This window comes from Actinopolymorpha sp. NPDC004070 (assembly GCF_040610475.1).
Taxonomy (GTDB): Bacteria; Actinomycetota; Actinomycetes; order Propionibacteriales; family Actinopolymorphaceae; genus Actinopolymorpha.
In genome coordinates, this window is sequence record NZ_JBEXMJ010000020.1 from 57,092 (window position 1) to 81,663 (window position 24,572).

At 70.4% G+C, this 24,572-nt stretch carries 14 protein-coding genes; 5 read left to right on the forward strand and 9 right to left on the reverse strand.

All coding sequences use genetic code 11. The features are described 5' to 3' along the window. Nucleotides 1-2: 2 nt before the first annotated feature. From ABZV93_RS27375 to ABZV93_RS27385, 3 genes are read right to left on the reverse strand one after another with little or no spacing between them, the layout of a single operon-like run. Nucleotides 3-4,508 (reverse strand): hypothetical protein, encoded by a 4,506-nt coding sequence (locus ABZV93_RS27375; RefSeq protein WP_354941553.1) that lies wholly within the window; start codon nucleotides 4,506-4,508, stop codon nucleotides 3-5. Next, complete coding sequence (locus tag ABZV93_RS27380; protein ID WP_354941555.1) at nucleotides 4,505-9,652, reverse strand: DUF3892 domain-containing protein; 5,148 nt, start codon at nucleotides 9,650-9,652, stop codon at nucleotides 4,505-4,507. Before ABZV93_RS27380 ends, ABZV93_RS27375 begins: the two co-directional genes overlap by 4 nt. Continuing rightward, the gene (locus ABZV93_RS27385; protein WP_354941557.1) at nucleotides 9,649-13,212 is read right to left on the reverse strand and encodes a DUF6603 domain-containing protein; all 3,564 of its coding nucleotides are present in this window, start codon (nucleotides 13,210-13,212) and stop codon (nucleotides 9,649-9,651) included. The genes ABZV93_RS27380 and ABZV93_RS27385 overlap by 4 nt, the downstream gene beginning before the upstream one ends. A gap of 1,363 nt (nucleotides 13,213-14,575) precedes the next feature. Between ABZV93_RS27385 and ABZV93_RS27390 the strand changes: the two genes are divergently transcribed. The 3 genes from ABZV93_RS27390 to ABZV93_RS27400 all read left to right on the forward strand — a co-directional run bounded on the left by ABZV93_RS27390 (nucleotide 14,576) and on the right by ABZV93_RS27400 (nucleotide 17,220). Then, the gene (locus ABZV93_RS27390) at nucleotides 14,576-15,577 is read left to right on the forward strand and encodes an IS30 family transposase (protein ID WP_354941559.1); all 1,002 of its coding nucleotides are present in this window, start codon (nucleotides 14,576-14,578) and stop codon (nucleotides 15,575-15,577) included. Between the two features lie 172 nt (nucleotides 15,578-15,749). Then, nucleotides 15,750-16,031 carry a hypothetical protein gene (locus ABZV93_RS27395; RefSeq protein ID WP_354941561.1) on the forward strand — a complete coding sequence of 94 codons (282 nt, stop codon included), beginning with the start codon at nucleotides 15,750-15,752 and terminating at the stop codon, nucleotides 16,029-16,031. Further along, nucleotides 16,024-17,220, forward strand: a complete 1,197-nt coding sequence (locus ABZV93_RS27400) for a lanthionine synthetase LanC family protein (RefSeq protein ID WP_354941563.1) — start codon at nucleotides 16,024-16,026, stop codon at nucleotides 17,218-17,220. The genes ABZV93_RS27395 and ABZV93_RS27400 overlap by 8 nt, the downstream gene beginning before the upstream one ends. Before the next feature lie 228 nt (nucleotides 17,221-17,448). Here ABZV93_RS27400 and ABZV93_RS27405 read toward each other — a convergent pair whose 3' ends face one another. Further along, nucleotides 17,449-17,934, reverse strand: a complete 486-nt coding sequence (locus tag ABZV93_RS27405) for a type II toxin-antitoxin system RelE/ParE family toxin (protein ID WP_354941565.1) — start codon at nucleotides 17,932-17,934, stop codon at nucleotides 17,449-17,451. Beyond that, nucleotides 17,876-19,225, reverse strand: a complete 1,350-nt coding sequence (locus tag ABZV93_RS27410; protein WP_354941567.1) for a hypothetical protein — start codon at nucleotides 19,223-19,225, stop codon at nucleotides 17,876-17,878. The genes ABZV93_RS27405 and ABZV93_RS27410 overlap by 59 nt, the downstream gene beginning before the upstream one ends. A 240-nt stretch (nucleotides 19,226-19,465) precedes the next feature. On the opposite strand from ABZV93_RS27410, the gene ABZV93_RS27415 reads away from it, so the two are divergent. Continuing rightward, complete coding sequence (locus tag ABZV93_RS27415; RefSeq protein WP_354941569.1) at nucleotides 19,466-20,170, forward strand: VOC family protein; 705 nt, start codon at nucleotides 19,466-19,468, stop codon at nucleotides 20,168-20,170. Nucleotides 20,171-20,837: 667 nt separating this feature from the next. On the opposite strand, the gene ABZV93_RS27420 is transcribed toward ABZV93_RS27415, so the two are convergent. Beyond that, entirely contained in the window at nucleotides 20,838-21,893 is a 1,056-nt protein-coding gene (locus ABZV93_RS27420; RefSeq protein WP_354941571.1) for a 5'-3' exonuclease H3TH domain-containing protein, read from the reverse strand. Nucleotides 21,894-22,623: 730 nt separating this feature from the next. Here ABZV93_RS27420 and ABZV93_RS27425 point away from each other — a divergent pair. Continuing rightward, nucleotides 22,624-22,809 (forward strand): hypothetical protein, encoded by a 186-nt coding sequence (locus ABZV93_RS27425; protein ID WP_354941573.1) that lies wholly within the window; start codon nucleotides 22,624-22,626, stop codon nucleotides 22,807-22,809. Here the strand turns inward: ABZV93_RS27425 and ABZV93_RS27430 are convergent. The 3 genes from ABZV93_RS27430 to ABZV93_RS27440 all read right to left on the reverse strand — a co-directional run bounded on the left by ABZV93_RS27430 (nucleotide 22,806) and on the right by ABZV93_RS27440 (nucleotide 24,008). Further along, entirely contained in the window at nucleotides 22,806-22,967 is a 162-nt protein-coding gene (locus ABZV93_RS27430) for a hypothetical protein (RefSeq protein WP_354941575.1), read from the reverse strand. The genes ABZV93_RS27425 and ABZV93_RS27430 overlap by 4 nt on opposite strands. Nucleotides 22,968-23,350: 383 nt before the next feature. Beyond that, nucleotides 23,351-23,458 carry a type II toxin-antitoxin system RelE/ParE family toxin gene (locus ABZV93_RS27435; protein ID WP_354941585.1) on the reverse strand — a complete coding sequence of 36 codons (108 nt, stop codon included), beginning with the start codon at nucleotides 23,456-23,458 and terminating at the stop codon, nucleotides 23,351-23,353. Nucleotides 23,459-23,612: 154 nt separating this feature from the next. After that, complete coding sequence (locus ABZV93_RS27440; RefSeq protein ID WP_354941577.1) at nucleotides 23,613-24,008, reverse strand: type II toxin-antitoxin system prevent-host-death family antitoxin; 396 nt, start codon at nucleotides 24,006-24,008, stop codon at nucleotides 23,613-23,615. Nucleotides 24,009-24,572 lie beyond the last annotated feature (564 nt).

The following is a 24,572-nucleotide window of genomic DNA, read 5'->3' on the forward strand; positions in this document are numbered from 1 at the left end:
GGTCACCTCGCCAATGTGCGGGAGAAGTCGGTCGCGGTCGCGTCGGTGCGGACCACGTTCATCGGGAGTACGGCCGCGGGCAGGAGTTGTCCGACGTCGGTGAGGGCGTCGGGGTTGGTGGGATGCAGGGCCTCCAGGTCGACAGCCCGCAGCTGGGCCAGGGCAAGCGCCTCCTCGACCGTCTCCCCGAGGATGTCCGGATCCCACGTGGCCCGTCCGTCCGGTGGTACGGCCAACAGCATCGTGTTCGGCGGTGCGGCGTTCGGGCTGTCCACGCTCAGTGCGACGCCGGTGGTCTCCGCAGCGGCCGGAAGGACCTCCGCCCACTCGTCCACGACGAACCCGGTGAGACCCGAATCCATGCCCACCAGGCCGGACCACGGGTCGGCGAGCGGTGCGTGCACGAGCAGGGAGACACGGCTTCCTGCCACCCGCGGCCCCTCGAACCGAAGGCCGAGCCAACGGTCACCCGGTGCGTACGGCAGTTGGGCCACACGCAGGCCGAGAGTGTCGCCGGCGTCCAGCGCCTCCGCGTAGCCGACGCTGGTGACCAGCCGGTCGACGCCTCGGCGGACGCGGCCCACCGAGGTGAGCCAGGCTGTGGCCGCCGTCGGGTCGCCGCCCTGGAGTTCGGCGCTGCGGGCGAGCACCTGTTCGAGCGCCACGCCGTTGGGCGGGGTGAAACTGCCGAGCAGGGGCACCTGCCGACCGATCAGAGCGGACAGGATGTCCCGGCCGGACTCCGCGATGTCAGCTTCCTGGATCCGGCGGCTTAGTTCGGTGGTGGCCGAGGACGCGAGGGCGCCCAGCTCGGCATCTGCTGCCCACGGTGCCGGCAGCACCCCGGGGATGCCGAGCAGAGCCGCGCGTCGCAGGCCGTCCCGTCGCTGTCCGGGGACGCGCAGGGCTGCGAGCGCGGTGTCGGTGAGTGCTCGGACAGCGTCCGCCCGGGTGGCGAACTCGTCGACGGTCTCGCTCTCCCCGGTCTGCCCGGCGGCAGAGGCGACGGACTCCGGCAGGTCGAGGTCCGAGGCGGCGAGCGGCCGAGCCGAACTCACCAGATCACGTGCGGCAGTAGCGGCCTCGAGCAGTTCCGGCAGCCCGAGAACGTCGCTTCCCCACTCCGGTGCCCGATCGGCGAGCAGGGTGAGCCGAGCTCCGTCCGGAACGTCCGGTCGGTCCGCGGCACGGAGTAGCAGCAGCCGTTCGAGATCGCACCCGGCCGGTGCGCCGGCTCCGACCGAGAGAGCGGCCACGTCGAGGGCGGAAAGGTCGAGTTCACTCAGCGGGAACTCCACGATGCTCGCCGCCTCACTCCCCCCGTCTCCCGCCCCGGCGTCCACGCGCACCCGGACGCGGACACGCGTCGACGCCGGCAGCAGGCTGGACATCCACGCGTCGGCCTCCGGTGAGGCGACAGCGCGTGCCTGCGCGGTAGCGTCGACCGGCCACCGGGTTCGGTCCGCGCACGACCCGGCGGGCAGGACGGTCAGGACTCGGTGGGTCAGCGCGACACCGGTCCGCGGCGTACGAACCGCCTCCAGTTCGGGTGGCGGCGCCTCACCGCGGCCGAGCGCGTCCAGCGTTGCCCCCGCTCGCAACGGATTGCCGAGGACGGCCTGGTGCACGCCCTCGACCAGCAGCGCGTCCGCCACGGAGTCGACCGCGTCGTCCAGGTCGTCGAGCACCTGGGCGAGTGCGGCGATCTGGTCGGTCTGGTTCGCGGGTACGCCGACGTCGCGAACCAGGTCCAGGCGGCCCGCCTTGCGAAGCCGGTGCAACGCCAAGCCGTCGACGACCGACGTCGTGGTGACGGCCTCGCTGACCTGTCCCTCGGAGTCGACCGCCGAGCCCCGCAGCGGCGCGATCGCGCGAAAGCGGTCGATGTGGGCCGCGAGCGCCGGCAGCGGGTGATCCTGGACGGCGCGTTCGAACCGGTAACCCAGCAGGGCGCCGAGCGGCTGGCCCTGACGTACGCCGTCGAGGATCCAGGCTGCGGTGCGTACCCGGTCCGAAGGCAGGGAGACCGCGAGCGGCCCGGTGGGGTCCTCCCCGTGGGCACGGTGCCCCGACCGAAGGACCGCCGCGGTGGTGGCTTGCGCCAGCGAGGGCGCGTGCACGAATCCGGGCGAGTCGGGAATCCGGGTGAGCGGTCCGGGCTCGTTCGGCGGCAGTTCGCCCGCCGGAACGACCGGCCGGGTGGGACGGGGGCGTACGTCGGTCACCCAGCCGAACCCGCCCACGTGCACGCCGGTCGGCTGTCCGCCGGCGGGTCGGCGTAGCCAGGCGAGCCGTTTGGTGGCCAGCGAGGTGATCCAGGCGTCCAGGCGGTGCGACGCGGCGTCGAGAGTCTGCGCCATCGTTCGTTCGAGGTCGCGGGCCGGGACGTTCACCAGCGCGGTGATCGCCGAGCGCGCTTCCCACAGGTCGGCTGCGTCGACGTCGCGGGTGGACTGCTGTCCGGCGAGGTACGCCCCGACGGACTGGGGCGTCCCGGGCCGCTGACGCTGCAGCCTGCGCCACGCGGTCGGCGTGTCGGTGCCGGGGACGACGTCGACGAGTTCGGGCTCCGCCCGCTCCGCGAGCGGCGTGCCGAGAATGCGGTCGGCGGCGATGACGTACTCCGCGAGCAGCGACTGGCGCAGCAGCCGGTACAGCAGCGGGGTGCGCTCAGGTGCCACCACGTCGACGGCGTCGCGCAGCCACTCCGCCGTGCGGACGGCCGCGGTGAGGTTGCGCAGGTACGCCGACGGCTCTGCGCCGTCCGCACGTACCCACGGCAGGTCGAGCGGGAACGACTCGCGGGCATGGACGAGCCGCGTCACCCGGACGTCGAACGGAGTGAGCCCGAGCCGCTGCCCCAGGGCGGCGGCTCCGGCCGCGAGTTGGGTCCGCCACTCCTGCCGCAGCCCGAGTTCTGCGAACCGCCACAGGTAGGCGACGTACTCCGCCCCGAGCGCGTTGCGGCCGAACAGCCGGCGAGCCAGCGGCGACATCGCCAGCAACCGCACGAGGGTCAGGTCCGGTCGGGTGTCGTCCGGCCTGATCCTCGGCACCGCCTGGGTGTCGGCCACGGCAGGCTCGAAGACCAACTGCCGCACCCGGCCCAGGAACCCGACCACGGCCGGGTCCAGGCGACGCCGTCCGAGCGCGCTTCCCTCCACGTCGGCCCAGCGCCGTAACGGCAGGATGGGCAGGATGCCGTAGGGCTGGGACCCGATCCGCAGAGCGGGCACCGGACCGTTGGGCCGCAGGTAGTCCATCGCGTGCTGCCGCGCTCCGCGCACGGCGGCGTCGGAGAACCGTCCGGCGGTCAGTTGGCTGAGGAAGTACCCCCAGGTCGTCCCCCACAGCGCGGTGACCATCGCCTTGGCGGTGACGTCGTCAGTGCCGTCGCCGCCGCGCGCACGGCGCAGCGGCGTGGCGCTGCTCGGCCGTGGCGCGGGCGGCGGGGGCGTTCCGGGTTCCCCGTCCGGGGGAACGGGCGGCTCCGCCAGGTCGAGCCCCAACGCGGCGGCGAGTACGTGCGAGTTGGTGCCGCCCCGGTCGTCCCCGTCGGGTTGCCCTGAGGACAGACGCACCTGGTACGCCGCCGCGTGCGCGGGATCGTTGCGGCTGTACGCGGACGAGGTCGTCTCGGTGTTGTTGGTTGCCGCACCTGGCGGTACGTATCCCAGACCGCGGGTGTGGTACTGCGCGGTGATCAGGTCCGCGAGCGCCTGGGTGGACGCCACCGGTCGCCCCGTGGCGGGGTCCGTGGCGTCCTCGCGCACGCCGTACACGAAGATGCGGGCGTACCCGCCCACCGGCCTGGGCAACCGGATGCCCATGCCCACGGCCTCGGCCTGGTCGAAGTCGACGAGCCAGCGGATCGCGTCGTCGACCGGCGGTTGCGTACGCGGATCCACACCAGGCTCAGTGGTCGTGGTCGCGACCGGGTCCGAGGCAGGGTCCGTGGTCGGGTCCGAGGCAGGGCTGGGATCGGGTCCGACGGCCAGACTCGCCGGGATGTCCCCGCCGACCACCCGAACGACCGGTGCGGCCGGACCGAGTGGATAGGCGACGACGTACCAGCGAGACGGCAGGCACCCGGCGGTGGCCCGCCGGGTCCAGGTCGTGGTTCGCAGGGACACGTCCGGGATGGCCGGCGGCGGCGCCTGGCCCGGATCGGTGCCGGGCGCGGGCCGATCGCCGGGGTTCGTCGGCTCGGTCACCCGCGCGATCCAGGCCGCCCGCTCCGCGCCGAACCGGGTGGCGAGTTCCGCCCAGGCGGCGTCCTCCACACCGGTGTCGGCACCGGCCGTCCACACCGTGGTCCAGTAGCGGCGCGCCCAGTCCGCCTCGTCGGCGGTGAGGTCGCGTTCGTGGCTGTCGACGTGCAGGTCGTCCGGATACACCCGGAGCAGCAACTCACTCGGGGTGAACCTGGTCTCGAGACGCACCGGCAACAACAGCACCGGCCAGGCGGTCGAGAGGGTCCGGAGGTCGGTGGCGCCAGGGTCGCTCATGAGATGTCCGCCGGGATCGGTGGGAGGGAAAGGAGGTTGTTGGGTGCGTCGCCGTCGGCGCGGGTCCGCAGGTAGGAGCGGCCGAGGTGGGTGTGCGAAACCACCACGTCGACCGGGTCCCCGGTGGGTTCCTCGACGTAGAACCGTTCACGGCGAGCGAGCGCGGCCACCACCTCGTCCACGCTCGCCTGCCACCACGTGCCGTCGGGGTAGCGACCCGCGACCGCGCGTATCCGTGTCTGTGGGTCGCCGGCGGTGCGCTTACGCACGTGCGTGATCCGCCACCCGTCGCCCACGCCGGGGGGCAGCAGCGCGGTCGCGTGGTAGGCCACCCGCACCGGCTGCTGCAGGTGGATGTGCGCCATGTGGGCCGAGTTGTGGCCCCACGTCACCGACGGCGCCTCGGAGTCGGTTGCCAGCGGGCGTTCGGGCGTGCCGAACGGCGCGTGCAGCACCGGGACGTGTCCGAGGTGGTCGAGTGCCTGACGGTCGGCTGCGACGGCGGCCCAGCTGAGGTCGCGCCAGGTGGCCGGCGCGGTGCCGTAGCGGGGGTCCTTGTCCGGAGGGACGTCCATGCCGAACCTCGGAGCACTGGGTTGTTCCTCGAAGACGAAGAACCAGCCCGGGTCGCCGGCGCCACCACGCGCCTGCTCGACGGTGAAGGGAAAGCCGACGAAGAGGATGTCGGGTTCCAGCATTCCCTGGAAGGCCGGCTCCTGACGTTCACTGCCGAGGCGGGCGGGGCCGCCGGGCACCGCCGGCGGCAGCGCTCGGCGAGCGTGCAGGCCGAGCGAAGGGAACCGGCGTACGACCTCACCACGGACGAGCAGGACGGCACCGTTGCCGGCGCCGGTCGTCGCCACCTGACCGAGGTGCGCGGACCCCGGCCACTGCGCGACCGGCGGGATGTCCGCCGTGTCCCCCGTGGTCCCGTCCGCGCCGCGGGAGTCCCAGAACTCCCGGAACGCAGTCGCCCTCCGGTCGGTCGGGAACTCCCTCCACAGCAGTTCACGGCCCAGTTCGTGGTTGGCGCCCACCAGGAACGCCTCCACGAACGCCGGGTTGGCCCGCAGCAACGTGACCGTGTCCAGCGGGAGGTTCCCGGCCCCGGGCAGCAGGTGCTCATGCCCCAGCTCGGCGAGCAGCTCCGACATCGGTTGTCCGAACCGCGGCGGCGCCAGCAGCTGGCCGAGCGGGTCGGTCAGCTCCGCGTCCGCGAGGTCGACGCCCGTGAGCCGGGAAGTGACCCGGGCGGTCACCGTGAGGTCGGGAACGAGGGCCTGCCGGACGTCACCGGCGATCCGGCCGAGCGCCAGCGCCTGTTCGTCGTCGGCGGCGGCGACCTCCTGCGACCGATGCACCGCGGTGAGGTTCGCGAGGGTGGCGCTGCGGAACCGGGTTGCCATCTGCCGCTTCTGTCCGAGCAGGGCGTTGTCCAGGTCGGCGACGGCGATGCTCGCCCCCTGGTTCTCCCAGCCGAACCAGCCGTCGGCCTGGATCCGGCTGGCCGGGCCCCACCGTGCAGGGTCGCCGGCCGCGTTGCAGTCCCAGCCGATCCGGTAGTAGGCGCGGTTCTCCATTTCCGGGTTTTCCAGGTGGAAGACCACGATGTCCGGCTGGGCGGAGCCGCTCACGTCGGCGACCGCGATGCCCGCGCCCGCGACGCTCGCGCCGAAGCTGCCGGGGATCTGTTTGATCGGGCTCCAGCCGCCGGTCACCCTGCCGCGGGCGTTCAACTGCCAGCCGACCCGGTACGACGCACGCACGGCTCCGCCGACCTGTTCCAGTAGCAGGACCGTGAGTTCCGGGCGAAGGTCGCCGTTGAGATCGTCGACGGTCACCCCCATACCCACGACCGGCGGCGCGGTAGCGGCGGTGCGGGTTTCCCAGGGCACCTCCGCCGACTCCGACCATCCGCCCTCGGCCGCACCGGTGTCCGGGTTGATGCGCCAGCCGATCCGCAGATACAGGCGGCGGTCGGCCGGCGCGCCGCTGACGTAGACGACGACGAGTTCCTGCCGCCCGTCGCCGTCGAGGTCGGCAAGGGTGGCCGTGCCGTTCTCCACGCGGTAGCTGATGCTCAGCGCGCCGCTGGGGGCGTAGAACGTCGACATCGGCGTCGGCATCCGGCGCTCGTCGGTCCAGGAGGTGGGATTCCCGGCGGCGTCGAGGTTGCGGCCGATCCGCCACTTGCCGAAGTTGCCGTAACCCGGGATCTCCTCGATCCAGAACTGCAGCAGGTCCGGACGCCCGGAGTTCCCGTCGAGGTCGGCGACCGCGAGCGCGAAGCCCTGCGTGGGGTCCCCGACGCGGTGGGGCAACGTGGGCTTCATCTCCCACCCGCCGCGTACCTCGCCGTCGAAGCCGAGGTCGCGGCCGAACCGCACGTACGCCGCGTTGACACCGCCAGGGTTGTCGACGTGCCCGACCACGAGGTTGGACATGAAGCCGAGCCGTGGCCGCCACCGGATGTGCGAGAACGGACTGACGTCGGGGAGGCCACGCCCGCCGAACACGGGCCGGCCGAGGTCCTGCCAGGTGGGTGCGCCGCCCCGGAGCAGACGTACCAGCCTGGACTGGCCGACGCCGTACACGTCGGCGCCGGCGATGACCGCCCGCAAACCCCAGGCGGGGTCGGTCGGCGGCGGCCCGCTCGGTGTCTGCCAGCCCCCACTCGGGGACCACGCCATGATGGTCTGCGCGGTGGACTTGACCAGGAGCGAACCGTCGGGCGCCCGTCCGAGCAACACCCCCGGGGTCTGCGGCGGCGACTGCGCGACCCACACGTCACCCATCAGGATGACCCGCATCGTCAGGTAGAGCTTCCCGTCGGCGGCCATCGCGGCGAGGTAGGCGCCGAACTCGGCGATCCTGCCGGTGACCCAGACGTACGTCGACGGCTTGCCGTGGCTCGTCCACACCCAGCCGTTGCCGGAGTTGCGGTACTCCTGCAGCCTGCCTTCGGAGTCCATGAGGGCGAGCCGCCACCAGCTGAGCACGGACGGGGTGCTCTGGCACAGGGTGCCCGGCGGCGTGCCGTGGGTCACCCAGACCCAGCCGCCACCGGCGGCCTTGCGCTCGTACAGCACACCGTTGGTGCCGACGCACCACACGCTGTCGAACGTCCCGGTCTGCGCCAGCCCGCCGCTGACGGGCCGGGAGTCCCACGCGCTGGTGGCGAGCCCGAACCCCCAGCCGATCGTGGTGCCGGGCGGTGTGCCGTGGGAGATCCAGTGCCAGCGTTCGCCGTCCCAGCCGCACTCGTAGAGGGCACCGTTGCCGCCGGTCACGAACGTGTGCAGGTCGCGGACGCCCACAGGGTCTGAGTTGATGGTGGCGTCCGGCGGCCGGCCATGGTCCACCCAGCCGACGTGCACGTCGTTCTCCACCCGCGACATCAGCCGGCCGTCGACGGTGACGACGAAGACGCGTCCGCCCATCGGTGCGCCGACCTGGGACAGCGGCGGCGAGTATTCGCCCGGCTCGTCGCGCGGGAGCTGCGGATCCTGCTCCCACCACCGCGGCGTCAGACGTTCCCCACGCAGGTGGTCGAACGTCTCGCCGTCGGAGAAGTCCTCGAATCCCAGGAGGCCGGGTGGCGTACGAAGCGCCGGAGTCGCGGTGACGTCCCGGCTGGCAAGCGCCTGCAGAGCGGTGGTCCCGAGGTCGCCGGACTCCCCCGGCGTACGCCGGTCGACCGGACCGCCGGGACGGCTGAGCCGACGGAACGCCGGCGACACCGCGGCCTCGGCCTCGCGGTTGCCGGTCAGCTCGTCGCCGACGGTAGCGTCGCCGACCTCGACGTCGTGCCGTGCGGGCGCGGCGACCTGGAGCAGGTGAGGGTCGTCCAGCCCGTCGGCGGGGTTCGCGGTGACGCCCAGGCGACGGCGGTAGATGCTGTCGCTGAGTTCGCGGGCCAGTTGTCCCTGGCGCAGGGCCTCGTTCGCCTGGCGGATCTCCGCCGCCTGGTCCCAGGCGGCGGCGACGAGATCCTCCTGATGCCGGCGGACGACCTCCGCGCCGAGTGCGGCGGCGGCACGGTGCCGTGGGTCGACGTTCAGGTCACGCAGCCACCGGGGCGGCTGACCGTCGGCGGGCACGCCCGAGCGCCCCGCCTGCTGGTCGCCGTAGGTCGGCGGGGAGAGCCGGTCCGGCGCGGTGGCCAGCACCCGGTCGTACGCCGATTCGAACGCGCGCCGGGTGTTCTCGTCCCACGTCCGCGGCCGGGTGCCCACGGATCGCAGCGGCCCCTCGAAATCCACGACGCGGTGGGGATCGCCTGCGGGCAATTCCGGCAGCCCCGCACCCGCGGAGCCTGCGTCGAGTTCCCGCACACCGATCTTCCCGGGCAGGGCGCGCGGCACGAGCCGGTCGACCAGCGACTCGAAGTCCCCGCGCACACCGGTGACGAACGTCCAGTGGTGGTACGCCGGAAGCGCCCAGTCCGCCTGCGCGGACACCGGCGGCCAGGCGGGGCGGAGTTCGGTCGCGTCGGCTCCCTCGACGGGTTCGCCGAGCCCGGCGAGCCGGCCGGCCTCGAACGCGGGCACCACCGCGGCGACATAGGCGACGTGGGGGTCGAGCCGCTTGGGGCACACCAGCCGGGACAGCGTTCGTTCCGGTGCCTCGGCGAGCAGGCCGTCGACCGTGGCGTCGTTCAGGTCCCCGTCGGTGACCACCTGCGCGTGCGCCCAGGCCCACGACTCCGACAGGTCGGGCAGGTCCTCCGGCGCGCAGACGAGCCGCGGAAGTCCGCCCTTCGGGTCGGGTACCACAGTGGCGCGGTCGGCTTCGACCACGACCAGCACCAGCCACGGACGCAGCCGCTGCTCGCCGGTGGGCGCGGCGGGGCTGAACATCCACGGCAGGTCCGGCCGGTCGAACTCCACCTGGGCGAACAGGTGCGGCTCGAACCCGTCGGTACCGGCCGGCGGGTCGGTCCGCAGTACCTGCCGCGGGTCGATGCCGGCGACGTCACCGGGCCCGTAGAGCCGGGTCGGCACCTCCACCTCGGGCCGGTCGTTGATCCGGACCTTCACTGTCACGGTTCCCCGCGCCGGTAGCGAACCGGTCAGCGGATCGGTACCCGAACCGCTGGCCCCGAGCCCCTCGCGTACCCACGAGAGGAATGTCAGGCCGCTCATGCGTTCGCCCCCGTCATCCGTTCCTGCTGGGCTGCCCCGCGGGGCCGGCGGCCGGCCCTCCGCGCGTCTTCCGCCCCCGTGCCGTCCGTCGTGGTGCTGCTCGCACCCGTGTCGCGGACGACCAGCCGGCGCTTCGGCTCCGCGAAGCGGCCGCGCCCGGTCGTACGGGTGCCGGCCCGGGCAGCCGGGCCCACACCGACGCGGGCCAGCAGGGCTGTTCGCTCCCGACGTGCGGCGACCGCTGCCGAGCGGTCTGGTGCTGCCAGATCCGCCGGTGCCATCTGCGCCGGTGCCGCGCGCAGTCCGTCCCGGCCGTTCGCCGACGCGACGGCCGGGCCCGGCGCACCGACCACGACCTTCTCCTCGTACTCGGGCGGCGCCTCGATCAGGCCGCTGTGGTCGCGGTCGGTCAGGTCCGCGGTCACCGCCCGCCCGGCGTCGAAGAGCTGGAAGGACGGTCGCGAGAGCTTCTCGTCGTCGCTCAGGTCGAGAAACTGCGCCACCGCGAAGTGCTCGGACGTACCCTCAGCATCCAGCGGCTCACCGTCGTCGATACGGACGCTCTCGATCCGCAGAGGCCGGTGGTCGGTCACCGGCGCTGCGCCGAACCGCTCCAGGGCGAGCCCGAGCGGTGCGACGCGCTGGGTGACCGACAGGCCGCCGAGCGGGTGCGCCAGCAGCGTCCCGTCCGGGGCCGCCACCTGCCGCAGCGACACGACCGAACGACCGGCGCCAGGCAGCTGCGCCGTCCAGTTCCGGCAGTCCGCCAGCGCCGCCTCCACTCGCCCCGCGACGTCGACGGGGGCCGGTGCGACCGCCGGTGCGGGCTGCCCGAACCGCTGGTCGAAGGAGATCTCCCCGCTGAAGAAGAGGATCTCGAACGTGGCCCGGCCACGCGCGTGCCACGGGGCCGGCCCGGAGAGGGTGACGTCGACTCGGACCGCCATCAGGGTGGTGTCGCCCCGTTTGAGGGCGAGCGCGCCCCCCATGTCGGCGATGAAGCCGAACGGGTCCAGTTGCACCAGGGCGTCGAAGTACAGCATCCCCTCCACGCTGAAGCCGAGCGCCGCCGCGTAGAGCTCCAGCCGGGCGCCGAACTGCACCGTGTTCGAGGTGAGCGCGAGGTACGACTCCAACCGGATCCGCGGGTTGTCGCCGGTCATCAGCGACAGCGTGAGCCGACGCAGGGCAGGGAAGCCGGGCGGTGGCTGGAAGCGAGGGTTGAAGCCGCCCGCCGACAGCGCGAACGTCGGCCGGTCGAGCCACCGGGCCCGCATCGCCATGTCGCCGCTCAACGCGAACGCCGCGATCCGCGAGTCGTACAACGTGGCGTCCACCGACGCCTCGCCACGGTCGAAGTCGATCAGCCCGAGGACGTCCATGTTGACGACGACCACCGCGGCTTCTTCGGTGGGCAGCGCCATCCGCAGCCGCCCGAGGAGCGCGAGCCGGACGGGGGTGGGAAGCTCCAGCAGGAGCCCGACGTCGAGCGTGAGCAGAGTCGGCGTACCCCACCCGATCCGCGCCATCGGCCCGACCACGTGCCGGTTCGGCGTCGGCGGGAAGATTGTGCCGAGAGTGGCGACGATCTCGGTGGCTCGGGTCACCGGGTCCGCGGGAAACAGGACCGAGTCCAGCGCACCGGTGCGGATGCCCGCCCGCAGGGCTTCCACAGCGACCGACCTGTTGATGCCGAGCAGGCCGCCGACACCGTTGAGGGTGAAGCCGAAACCGAGCTGGATCGGTGTGAACTCCGCGGCGACGATGACGAGCAGCGAGAAGCCCTCCGACCCGTCGGGCATCCGGGTGGTGAGCAGTCCGACGGCCTTCAGGCCGATGCCCTCCAGCTCCAGCTGGAGCGCGCCGGCGTACTCCTCCTTGGCCGGGTCGAAGAACAGGTAGCCGCCGCCGACCACCGGACCCGCCTCGATCGCCAGCGCGATCCCGGCCGGTGGCTTGAACGCCAGTGCGAGTTCGGCCGGCCCGAGGTTGCCGCCCCCTTCGGGAAAACGCAGGGACGCCTCCACGCCCGTGCGCTGCACGGCAGCGGTGACCGGTCCCAGCTGCACGCGGAACGTACCGGTACCGCTCACCGCGAGCCCGTCCGCCGACGTCGGGAGCGCCAGGTCGAGTACGTCGACCTGTAGCGGTCCGAGGGTCAGGTGCACCGGGAGGGACACGGCCAGGCCACCGCCGTGTCCACCGCTCCCGGCGCTGCCGGTGACCCGTAGGCCCTTTGCGGAGTTCCATCCCACGGTGACGTCGAAGGGAACCCGCATCCCCTTGTCAGGAAGTACTTTCGCGAGGAAGGAGTCGCCGTCCCCGGGCTCGACCACGAGTGCGGAGGGCCCGGAGGACAGCGCGACGTCGAGAACGGTCGAGGTCGGGCCGGCTACGAGGGAGACGGACAGTCCGGCACCGCCGATCTCGACCCGAGTCCCCTTCTCCGCGGGCAGCGCGAGGGCTGCCGAGACGCCGACCTCGCCGCCCCCGACCTGGCCGTCGGTGTTCGGCGTTCCCACCCTGGTGAGGCCGAACCGGACGAGGACCTCCGGTTGACCGGACCCGTCTGCGAGGTGGGCACCGTCGGCGGAAACGACCAGGCCCGGCGCGAGCGCTCCCACCTCCGCGACGAGCTGCCAGGCGCCGACCTGCCAGCTACCCGACCAGGTGCCGAACGCCTCCACCGCGAGAGCCAGCCGGCCGAGGTCCTCGCCGGTCAGCACGAAGACGGCGCCGGCTCCCAGATACCCGCCAGTGTAGGAGTCGGCAACGGGGAGGATTTCCCCTTGATGGTAGGGGCTCACCGGCACCCCCACCCGAAGCATCCGGTGGGTCAGCGCACGCTGGTCGGCCGGGAGTGCTGCAGCGAGTTCGCCGGCCAGGTCGTTCGCCGCGTCCAGCCCCAGTCCGCGCAGCCAGTCGGCGAGCATCGGCAGCAACAACCGCGCCAGGTTGTCGAGCCGGGCGGTGAGGTCGGCCGACGCCGTGTCGTAGCGATCGCGCAGTGCGCGCACCGGATTGCGGAGGAACGCCTCGAGCAGTGCGGTGTCCAGATGGCCGCGTGGGCCGGGGCCCCGGATCACCGTGCCACCGGAGGTGGTGATCGGCGCCTCCGCGGCCGCCAGCCGCGCGGGAACGTAGAGCCCCGCCACCGCCAGCACGTCCGCGACACGCGGGTGATGCTGGTCCAGCCAGGTCGAGACGAGGTGGTTGAGCAGGTCGTCGGCGAACTTCTCCATCAGGTCGAGGGGCAGGCCCGCCGGGGGATGCCAGTCCGTGGCCACCGCGCGGACCGCCTCGACGGTTCGGCCCACGACCGGAAGCGCCGAAGCGACGTCGGCGAGTTCGAACTCCGGCGCGGTCAGCAGCGCGAGCAGTTCTTCCGCGGCGTCTGCCCCGGCCGCGAGCATCGCTTCGATCCGGGTGATCGGAAGCCCGGTCGCCGCGTCGAGGTTCCAACCGAGCCGCGCCGCGAGGCCGGTGACGTCGGTCGCGTCGGCGATCGGGGACACGAACAGCCGCAGCTCCCGCAGGAGTGGCGCCCAGTTCCCCGTCATGAGCGCACCTGGTGAGCACCCGGTCCACGTCGGGAAGGGCTGTGGAGCCGACGGCAAATGGGCACACGGGTACGCCGAGAGCAGTGCATGAGAATCCCCCCAGTCGCGTCGCAGAAGCGACGTGCCAAGAGATTTCCAGCAAGGCGCCCCGCCGTCAAGATCAAATTTCGGAGCCCCGTCAAACACCGTCAAACGGACAGGGGTTCGGACACGGGTGAGCGATCCCTTCTGTGTAAGGGATCGCGCCGACCCTCGATGGCGAGGCAGTTTTGCGGATTCACCGGACAGGATGATCAATCGTGAGTCATCATGTCCTGCGTTCGGCGTCAACCCTCACTTGCAGCAGTCAGCCACGATGCGCGTCAGGGACAACGTGGCAGGTCGACCGGAAGGTGGTCACCGTGCCGTGGCAGGAGCTGAACCGGTCGCTGCGAGTGAGGGCGTCGAGCGGTTGTGGTGCTGGTAGCCGTTGATAGTGCCGATCGGCACGGGTAGTTCTGCAAGCGCGGGGGTGAGGATGACATCGTGGGCCAGCGTTGACCGGACCACGGTACGAGCGGCTCGCTGAAGCTCGGCGTGTGCGCTGCGATAGGCGAGCGCGTGCAGGACCGGGCGCGTTCGTACTACCCCCACGTCAGCGGCTCGACGCCGACGACGACATCTCCGTAGTCGTCGAAGCTGACATCAGGATCTTGGCTGCCATCCCCGTTCATGTCTTGGTTCGGCCATTCGAGCGAACAGGTCCTCACCGTCGCGTCGGCTCTACCTGCACCTACTGCCGAAGGCGCAGCTCCGTACGTGAGGCAGGCAGCGAGGGCGAGTAGCCCTACGGCAGGAAACGCACGCAAGAGGTCTCCTCCGGCCCAGCGCGCACGGATGAGCGCGGTGATCAACAAGCATGCGCTCTCGCCGTGTACGACGAACCCGTTCGCAACAAGTCGATGCCGTTGCGGCCCTCCAGGCGTTGCACGACAGCTGATCGGCGTGGCCTACTGACCTGAAAGCTGCGGCCCGTCTCATCACCTCGACAGACAAGGCTTGTCCGGTCGGCATAGGAACGGCACCTGTGGCTCGGTGCGATGTCATTGACCTCGCGTCGGTCGACGACTCGCCGCCCCAGGCAACGCCGCCGCAGACGTAACAGTGACCGGGGGACTAGTGCTGGTCGCAACACCTTCCTGGTAGATCAAGGGGCGTGTTGGTGGCGAGGCGAGGACGCAAGCGTCGGCTGGAGATGGAGTCGGAGTACTGGCGGCTGGTGCTGTCGGGAGTTGGCACCGTGCGGGCGTGCCAGATCGTGAGCATCGGGCGTAAGACCGGGTACCGATGGCGGGCGGAGAACGGCGGCGTACCGCCAGTGCGGTTGGCCGAGACGGCCCGCTCGAGCAGGTATCTGTCGCTGCTAGAGCGACAACGAATCGCCACGTTACGAGGCCAGGGCTTGAGCATCCGTACGATCGCGACCCGGCTGGGACGGGCGCCGTCGACGGTCAGCCGGGAGCTGCGCCGCAACATGCGCCGTCACGATGGCGGCGCCTATGACGGCGACCTGGCCCACTCCCGTTCCCGCGAACGTGCCCGCCGCCGACGTCCTGGCCGGCTACTGGCAGATCCGGGCCTGCGGGCCGTGGTGCAGTCCAAGCTGGAAGTGGAGTGGAGCCCGGAGCAGATCGCTGCGTATCTGCGGTCAACGTTCCCCGATCGGCCGGGGTGGCATGTGTGCCACGAGACGATCTACCAGGCCCTCTACCACGGCGGGAAGGGCGGTCTGAGCAGGCAACTCACCCTCCGGCTGCGCACGGGCAGGCCGCTGCGGAAGCGCCGCCGGCGGCCGAACCAGCGCCAGGTCCGGTTCGTCGCGCCCGCACTGTTGATCGACCTGCGGCCGCCGGAGGTCGAAGACCGCGGCCGGATCGGCGACTGGGAAGGAGATCTGATCACTGGCCAGAAGAACCGGTCTGCGATCGCCACCTTGGTCGACCGCACCAGCCGCTACGTGCAGCTGGTCCACCTGCCGGTAGGCCATGACGCCGAAGCGGTCCGGGACGAACTCCTCACCGCGTTGGCCAGACTGCCCGAGCAGGCTCGGCTGACCTTGACCTGGGACCAGGGATCGGAGATGGCCCACCATGACCAGATCGGGCTGCTCCTTCGTGACGGTGTGTTCTTCGCTCAACAAGGAAGTCCCTGGCAGCGTGGGACGAACGAGAACACCAATGGCCTGCTGCGCCAGTACTTCCCCAAGCGGACCGATCTGTCGATCCACCCGCCGGAGTACCTGCGCGAGGTCGAGCACCGCATGAATCATCGGCCGCGCAAGGTGCTGGGATGGCTGACACCAGCCGAGATCTTCAACACCCTCTGACACCATGAAGAACGGTCAGCGTTGCGACGACCACTCGAATCCGCCACTCAGGAGGGGGTCAACTTTCGGAGAACCCCAGGGGTCAGTCTTCAGGAGGCGGCGACAGCAGCAACGCTTCGACCGCACCGGGGTCTGAACAGCCATCTCCCGACCCGTCTGACAAGGTGAGCAAGTGACAGGCACGGACACGAGTCGCGCGACCACCTTCGGTACCTGGGCAGCCAAGTACCGCCGTCGGCGAGGGACCTACGAGTTGCCCAAGGCCCCGGCGGCAGCAGAGGTCGAGCGGACGCTGCTGCCGGAAGGCTGGCTGGGCTGCGTGTGCTTACACGACCTCGAACCTGCGGCGAACAAGCCCAGTCCAGGCGGACCGGACGTGCTGGTGTTGTCGACTCCGGACGGCAGCTGGCGCCAGCCAGAAGTGACGACCACGCTGGCAGCGACTCGTGGTTGAGCACGAGCAGTTCACGCGAGGAGCCCAAGCCGAGCGACTTGCCCGCGGCGCGGCCGGCTGGCTGAGCAACCATGCCCAGACGGAGGTCCATGACCCGTCCCTGTACCACGGTCTTGCCGGAGTGGTGCTGGCGTTACATGAGGCTCACGAGCACTTCGGCGACAGCCTCTACGGTGACGCTGTCGCCCAGGGAGCAGACACGTTGTCGGCCCACGTCGAGCGACTTGACGAGTCCTCGCTGTACTTCGGGCTGACCGGAGTGGCCGTCGCGTTGCGTGCGCTTGGCCGCGACGACGCCGCCGATCGGGGGTTGAGCCGGGTCCGTGACCGCTTCGACGGTCACCGGTGGAACCGGATGTTCGAGCTGTTCATGGGCAACGCCGGCATCGGACTCGGCGCCCTGCGGGCCGGTGACACGGACCTTGCGATCACGGCGGTGAGCCCCTACCTCACCGCTGCGGATCCAACCCCTTGCGGCGTCAACTGGAGAGTCCGGCCCACGCCAGCTCGCTCCCATCACATCGCACACGGCACCCTGGGCATCGTCTACGCGCTCGCCGCCGTAGGCCACGCTGCCGACCGTGAGGACATGATCGAGATGGCCCTGGCCGGAGCAAGGGACGTGGTGGGTCGCAACGAGGCCGGCCCAGATGGCTTCTTGGTTCCTCACTCAGACCCACCACACAAACCCGAGCTAATCGACCGCTACAGCTATGGCTGGTGCAACGGCCCGGCCGGCGACGCCCAGGTCTTCCGCCTGCTAGCGCAGATCACCGGCGATGAGACCTGGACCGCTCGGGGTGACCGCTGCTGGGCAACCATCTGCCAGTCCGGCCTACCGAGGCGCAGGCGGCCGGGATTCTGGGACAACAACGCTCGCTGCTGCGGTACCGCCGGCGTGCTGGCCCTGGCCTGCGATCGAGTCGTTGAGCGCGGCGATGACTTCTGCTTCGCGAATGTGCTCGTCGACGACCTCACCGCACGCGCGACCGTCGACGAGCAGGGTGTGCGTTGGTCCAACCACGAGCATCGGGCCACCCCAAGCGAGTTGCCGCCTCGTCTGGGCTGGGCCATGGGTAACGCAGGCATCCTTCGGGAGTTACTACGCTACGTAAGGCTCAGCGACGGTCGCGTCGGAGATTACGTGGTGCCCTGGCCCGATCATCCCAACCCGAGCACGTTCTCGTAACGAGAGAAGCCAACCCGCTGTGCCGTGCCTCTTCCCCCGCCGACGTGCCGGCTTCTGGGTCACACTCGGCACGGGTGTTGTGTGCGGGTAGTGCCTCATGTACCTCCGATGCCCCCGCAACGGCGTGTGTTTTCGCACCACAACCCGCACCACGAGGAGCTTCTTCGCCAGGTCGGGAGAGCCTCTGCGTACGCAACCCAGTGGGGCAAACCGTAGCCTGCGGCTCGGTCAGCGGTAGATGTCGCGCCGGTGGCCGAGATCCACGACGAGGACCACCAGCCGCGCATCCTGAACTTCGTAGATGACGCGGTAGTCGCCGACCCTGATTCTGAGCAGTCCGCTTCTCCCCTGCAGCGCCTGGGCTCCGTGGGGCCTCGGCTCGACGGCACGGCGGTGATGTCGGTCGTCCTGACCAACCAGGTCCTGGACAGCCGCGCCGCGAGCACCTACAGCGCCGTAACGCAGGGCAGGGTGCCGGCCGAGCAGGTCCCGCCCGAGGTGCTCAGCCAGGGGGCGGCGCTCTCCGACGCGTTCGCCACCACCTACACGGTGGCACTGGTGCTGGTCGTCCTGTGCGTCGTTCCGGCCCTGTCCCTGCCGCGCCGCAAGATCGAGAACTCCGCCGACGAGCAGGAGGAAGGTGCCGTTCCGGTCGTCATGCACTGACCGTCCGCCCCTCACCAGGGCAACAGCACTGACCGAAGTGGCCGCCACGTCGTACCTGACGTGGCGGCCACGTACGTGTACGGGTGGGCGTGCGGCGGCGATCCCGAGCGCCCATCGCCGAGTGAGTGCCGTCGAAAGCCAGATGACCGCCGAGTAGTCCGAACGCGAAGAGGGCGACCTCTTCCGGTTGCTCGACGCGTGGGCGAGGGCGTGTCGGCACAGCGTGGGTCAGTCCGACCAGGTCGGCTTCCCGATGGCCGCGCGTGACCTCGGTTCCGATGGTCGGCCCAGCCAGCGAGCCGGTGGTCGTGTTGATCCAACCGATCACGTCCTGGGTGTTGTCCACACCTCCGAGCGGCTCGGTGTAGTACTCCCAGAGCATCGCCGACGGCCGGTCGACGTTGGTCATCCAGCTGATGCCGCGCCGGGCGGTCGCGACCCATTGCTTGATGTGCCGCAGCTCGCCCCCCTGGAGCAGCCCGCCATAGACGATGTAGGCGTAGCCCGTCGGCTTCCCCGATGGGTACCAGGCGTACGGCACGGAGCCGTCCGTCTCCACCCGCCGGTTCAGGTTGCGGGCGAGCGCGTCGCTGTATCCGAGCAGCGAACCGTCGCCGGTCGTCTCGTACAGCTTGCGCAGCAGCACGAGTGAGGCCCCGTCGATGTTGTAGACCTCGGTCGCCCGGCCGCCGTTGGCGTCGATGGGGGCCATCGAGCAGTACGGGATCGAGGCGTACCACTCGTCGGGGTCGAGGAACTGCAGGCCGGCGGCGTCGTGCAGCAGGTAGTCGACGGCCCGCTGGGCGGCCTCCAGGTACGCCCGGGCGCCGAAGGCGTGGTAGCCCTCGAGAAGTGAGGTTGCGGCGTTGTCTGTGATGATCGCCATCACCGAACCTCGAGGGTGTGTCCTGCCGTCCGGATAGTGCCCGGGATAGGCGAAGTGGCTGTTGGCGATCCCGTACGCCCACGGGAAGCCGAAGCCGCCGCTGGGAAGCAGGACGTCTGCGAGGGAGTCGAGAATGCGAGTCGCCCGCTCCCGGTAGACCTGCTCGCCGGTGACCTGCCACAGGCGCGTGTTGGCGCTGGCCGCGCTCGCATTGCCCTGAGGGTCGGGCTGGACGTCACCCGGCCAGGTGGAGTGGGCGATGCCGATCCCACCGCCCGGGACGACCCGGGTCTCCAGATAGTCGCTACCGGCCTTCGCCGCGGCGATCGCGGCTGGCGCGGCAACCCGCTGGGCCGCGTGGTCGGGCTTGCGGAAGCCGGATGCGATGAGGAAGACCCGGGTGCCGCCGGTGGCGGTGCGTCGTGGGATCGCACCTGAGGCGTCAGCGTCCATCAGGCCCTCTCTTCCCGGGTTCCACAGGTCGGGTAACGGCCCTGACCGTAATTTCGAGGTGCGCCAGTGTCAACCAGTCATCCACCGCTGCCAGGTCCGCTACATGACCGGCGCCGAGATCATGGAGATCCTCAATCGGTACGCGAGGGCCGCATCTATCGGGTCGCGCTGCCCCGCACGAAGCTCAGCCGCGGCTGAAACCGGGTCGCCAACGCCAGGTGCCCGCCCTAGGGTGCAGGGGTGGCTCTGCGACTGGAAGCGGTGACCTTTGACGTGGCCGACGCGCCCGCGGTGGCGGCCTTTTGGGCCGGGCTGCTCGACAGACAAGTCCTCACGGAGTCCGGCGGCGCGTTGGTACCGGGTGACAACACGCAGGTCGGGCTTCGCTTCGTCACCTCCGACACCGAGCAAGTCGGCCCGCGCCGGCTGCACTTACACCTGACCAGCAGCAGCCCCGAGGACCAGCAGCGAACCGTCGAGAAGGCGCTGGGCCTGGGCGGCCGCCACCTTGACGTGGGCCAAGGGCCCGACGCCGACTTCGTCGTGCTGGCCGACCCTGGCGGTAACGAGCTGTGTGTGATCGAGCCGGGCAACAGCTACCTGGCCGGCACCGGCTACCTCGGCGAGATCACCTGCGACGGAACCCGCGACGTCGGCCTGTTCTGGCGCGACGCGCTGGGCTGGCCGCTGGTGTGGGACGAGAACGAGGAGACCGCGGTCCAGTCACCGCTCGGCGGCACCAAGATCTCTTGGGACTCTTGGGGCGGACCGAAGGTCGAGCCCAAGAACGGAAGGAACCGGCCGCGCTTCGACCTGGTCACCGCTGACCCGACCAGCGAGGCGGAACGACTGGTCTCGCTCGGTGCGACCCGTCTTGCCGACCTGTCTGACGGCGTCGAACTGGCCGACCCAGACGGCAGCGAATTCGACCTTCACGCAGACTGAGCGTCGAGCCGCCGACTCCGATACGCGTGCCGGTCAGGGATCCCCCAACGGACACGGACAACCATGCGGCTAAGCGGAGGATCCTGCGGCTGATTCTCCTCAGCCCCGCTTTTGGTGCGTGGATCTTCCTCGCTGTTTGTCAGCCGCTGGCAGCGTACCTCGACCCGCTCGGCCTCACTGCGCAGGACGCTGGCCCGGCCTGTAGGCCGTCGTCGGATGGAGCGTCGTACCGGGCAGGGTGGAGATTCCGCAGGTGTTGGCGAGTTCGACCACGGCCTGTCGCCCGCAACACGCGACCAGCAGATGGCCGACGCTTGAAAGATCTCAGCACCCACCGTGGACGACTTTCTGGCCGGCCTTGAGCGGGACTGGTTCGTAGAGTCAGTCCCGCTCTACGTAGTTAGGGCCCGGCCACGGCCACCTGGTTTCGTGTCTACGGCTACGTCGCCGCTGCTAAAGACTTTGCACGCATCCGTCCGGGCCGGTTTGTCGGGCGTTGATGCCTTGCGCCTGCTACGGGCTACTCTGGAACGGCGGCTTGGCCGGTGGTGGGATGTCGGCCACATCCTTGCCAAGACAGGGATGCGGGACCGGGTCGCCCTCGTCGTGCTCGCCCACCAGACCGCCGAGGTCCGACCCCTCGAAGGCTGACGTCGACCGGCGAAGGCTAGAACAGGGCAGGCTGCAGGTTCACCGGGAGCGGGGGCATCCGTTGCCGACTCCGCCACTCGGCACTCGAGTCCCAGGAAAGCTCGTCGACGTGCGGCACCACCCGGTCGGGAGGTGCCTCGTGCCCGAGCACCCGACGGGCGAGCAACGCCGTACCGGGCAGTCCGTGGCCGAGCACGCACTGGTGCACCTCGTCGGCCGACAACGGCAGCCGCCCGGCTTCGCTACCGATCTCGACGTCGTCGTGGTGGCGCATCACCTCACGATTCCGCCGCCAGCGTTCCACGGCGTCCGGCGCGGCCAGACGGTTCGCGACACCCGGACCGACCACCGCCCGTACGGCGTCGCCCCCGGCTGCCATCGCGGCGAAGACCCCTTCGGCCGTACCGAACTCACGCAGCAACGCGGCGGCCCGCTTCGGCCCGATCCCGGTCACACCGGGCAGGTTGTCCGACGGATCGCCGCGGAGAGCGGCGAAGTCGGCGTACTGCTCCGGACGGACGCCGGTCAGCAGTTCGAGGCGGTCCGGGTTCAGCATCGGCGAGCCCTCCACACCGCCGCTGATGACGCGCAGCACCGACGTCGAATCGTCGATCAGCGCGAACGCGTCCCGGTCGGAGGTCACCAGCACACAGCGCCCACCGGCTTCCCGAGCACACCGTGCTGCGGAGGCGAGCACGTCGTCGGCCTCGAGACGCGCCGGGACCACTACCTGGAGGCCGAGCTCGGCGAGCACGCGCGTCGCCAGGTCCAGTTGAGACACCAGGGTGGGCAGCTTGTCGGCCCGCTGCGCCTTGTAGTCCGGCCAACGCTCGCGGCGGGCGTTGTCGTCCGGATCGTCGAAGCCGACGACCACCATCGTCGGACCGATCCGTTCGGCAGCGGCGACGACCTGGGTGAGCAGGCCCCGTACGGCCCAGTTCGGCTGTCCCAGCACGGTACGGGAACCGGTCGAGGCGAGCGCGTGGTAGCTGCGATGCAGTAGGGAGTTGCCGTCGACGGCCATCACGACCTCACTCGCGCTCGACCCGTCGCCCGACACCTGCACCTCCACCCCAGCAGGCTAACCCGTCGACCGACACTCCTCGACAGCCGAACCACCCATGGCGCAATGGAGGCCGGTGCAGGCATCCTCGCGCCGACGCAGTGCATCTATCTGGTTCCTGTCGCCCGTCTCGCCACGGGGTTGGCGGCAGCCCACCAAGGCGGCACCCGACCGGCCTGGTGACAGGCCAAGAAGAAACCACACGTGGCTTCCCAGGTTCATGACGTTGCGGCGACCACGCACCACGAACCCCGGTCCACCCGGCTGCTCGACGCAGTCGGCGTGGGCTACTTCCCGCTCGCCCTGGCCGCGCGTCTCCCGTACGCGATGGTCGTCGTCGGCGTGCTGACACTCGTGGTGGCCACGCGTAGCTCTCTGACCCTAGGCAGTCTGACTTCGGCCGCCGGCGTCGGTGCGGCCCTGGTCGGCCCGCTGATCGGCGCCGCGGCCGACTGGTTCGGGCAACGTCCGACCCTGCTGGTCGCCGCCTCGGCCAACACCGCCGCCCTCGTGGCGATGGCGTGCACAGTGCGTTGCCGGACCTCGCCGTCGTCGCGGCCGCCGTCCTGCTCGGGGCACTCCGCTGAGGATCCAATGGATCTGGCGGATGGCTGGAGTCAGAGAGGCCACGGCAGACGTGCCTCTTGCACATGCGCTTGCAGTCGCGGCAGGTCGCAGGCTTCGCTGGGCGGCAGGCAGTGCCCGTGTGCTCGTCACAGTCGTGCGGCAGCGTGGTTCGATGCTCGACGTAGCGACGGCCGCCACAGTGTTCGCGACACCGATGAAGGTCGGCGTAGAACGACTCGAGTGTCTCGGGATCGAGTCGGCCGACCTCGCGCTTCCCCAGGATCGGACGGATGTGCTTGGCAATCTTCCGCTCGTAGCCCTGACGAGTGCTGGCTTCGACATCGATCACTTTCACTAGCGGTCCAGCAACTGGCTGCCCGTGGCGGCGGTCCGCGGATTCAGCCACTCGTCCACCTTGATGCAGGAGCCGAGTGCCGCCTCGGCCTGCGTCGCGACGACCTCGGTCAGGTCGATGCGGCGCCTTGAGGCGGGATCCAACCCGACGTAGACCTTCACCCGTTCACCTCGGACGTGAGGACTACTGCGGCTACAGCGAACGCGTGAGGCTCCAGTTAACGGTGACCAAGGGACTAACTCGCACCACGGAAACGGGCAAAACGGACACCAATCTCAGTCACGCGATGTGATCTCCGCAGGTCAACCGGGGTAGGGCGGGCGGGACTCGAACCCGCGACCCAGGGATTATGAGAACCCTTGCCAACCACTACCAGGCCATCTACCAGCGACTATGCCCACAGGCCACTCCCCCACAGCCACCCTGACCACATTGATCACCGCCGTTTCGCACCACAACTCGCACCACGAGGAGCTTCTTCGCCGTGTCGGGAGAGCCTCTGCGTACGCACGCCAATGGGCCAAAGCCGTAGCCTGCGGCTCGGTCAGCGGTAGATGTCCCGCCGGTGGCCGAGATCCACGACCAGGACCACCAGCCGCGCATCCTGAATTTCGTAGATGACGCGGTAGTCGCCGACCCTGATTCTGAGCAGTCCGCTTCTCCCTGCAGCGCCTTGGCTCCGTGGGGCCTCGGCTCGACGGCCAGCTCGTCAATCGCCACGGCTACACGCTTCCACGCCAACTGGTCGCCCTTGCGTAGACGCCGCAGCGCCCGGACCGCGGCGGGCTCGACTTGGATCTGGTAGCTCACGAGTCGAGCTCGTCGCGCAGCGACTCCCACGAAACCGGTCTCGCGCCGGCCTCCCGCTCCGCCTCTGCTGCCTCAACGGAGGCCCCGTCGGCGGCGTCCTCGGCCGTCTCGATCAATCGATCGATCACCTGCCTGACCCGCTCCTTCGTGGCTTGGTCCGCGTCCTGCACCGACGACCAAAGCTCACGACAGGCCGCCGCTACAGCAGCCTCCCGTACCTTCGCTTCATCCGCCGCTGTCCGCGCCAACGGCACGATCGCCGCGACACGCCGGCCGCGCCGAGTCAGATAGGTGACGCTGCCGGCGTAGGTCGCCTTGTTCACCACGTCCGCCAGACGATCACGCGCATCGCTGATCGCCAGCTCCGCAGGAACCTCTGCTGCCGCACTCATGCGGCCAAGTGTACGACTCGTACAACTCGGGGTGCCACTTCACCAAGAGTCGGCGCTGACACCAGGACAAATCGTTCGAGCCTGGAGGCTGGTCTCGAGCGCTGTACTCATCCGCGCCCCGATGACCAACTGTTCTCAGGACTTGCTAACCAATCCAGCCACGCCCGGATCGGTGATTTGCGACGCAGAATCTCGACGACAGTGCAGACGTCCTTCGGTTCGGCGGTGGGTAGCGCACTGATCACAGCGGCGGACGCTTCGGCGCGTTCGCCATCGGTAGGACCCAGCGCCTGTAGCGCGCCCACCAGGTAGCCCACGTTCCGTGGTCGGGCGGCCGGCAGCGCCCCGACCACGGCCGCACGCGCCCTGACCCGGCGACCAGTGCGGGATGTGCTGGCCAGTCCTCTGTTGCGGGGGGATGTGCTGGTTCTTGCGTGGCCAGGGCGGCCAGCCACCGGGGAGACCGTGCCTAAGCCCGAATCCACCGATGGGCTGTAGGTGATCGTTTCCGGATCGCCTTGTGGGCAAGGTTCGGTCGGGGGCAGGGGCTTTCGCCTGGTCTGG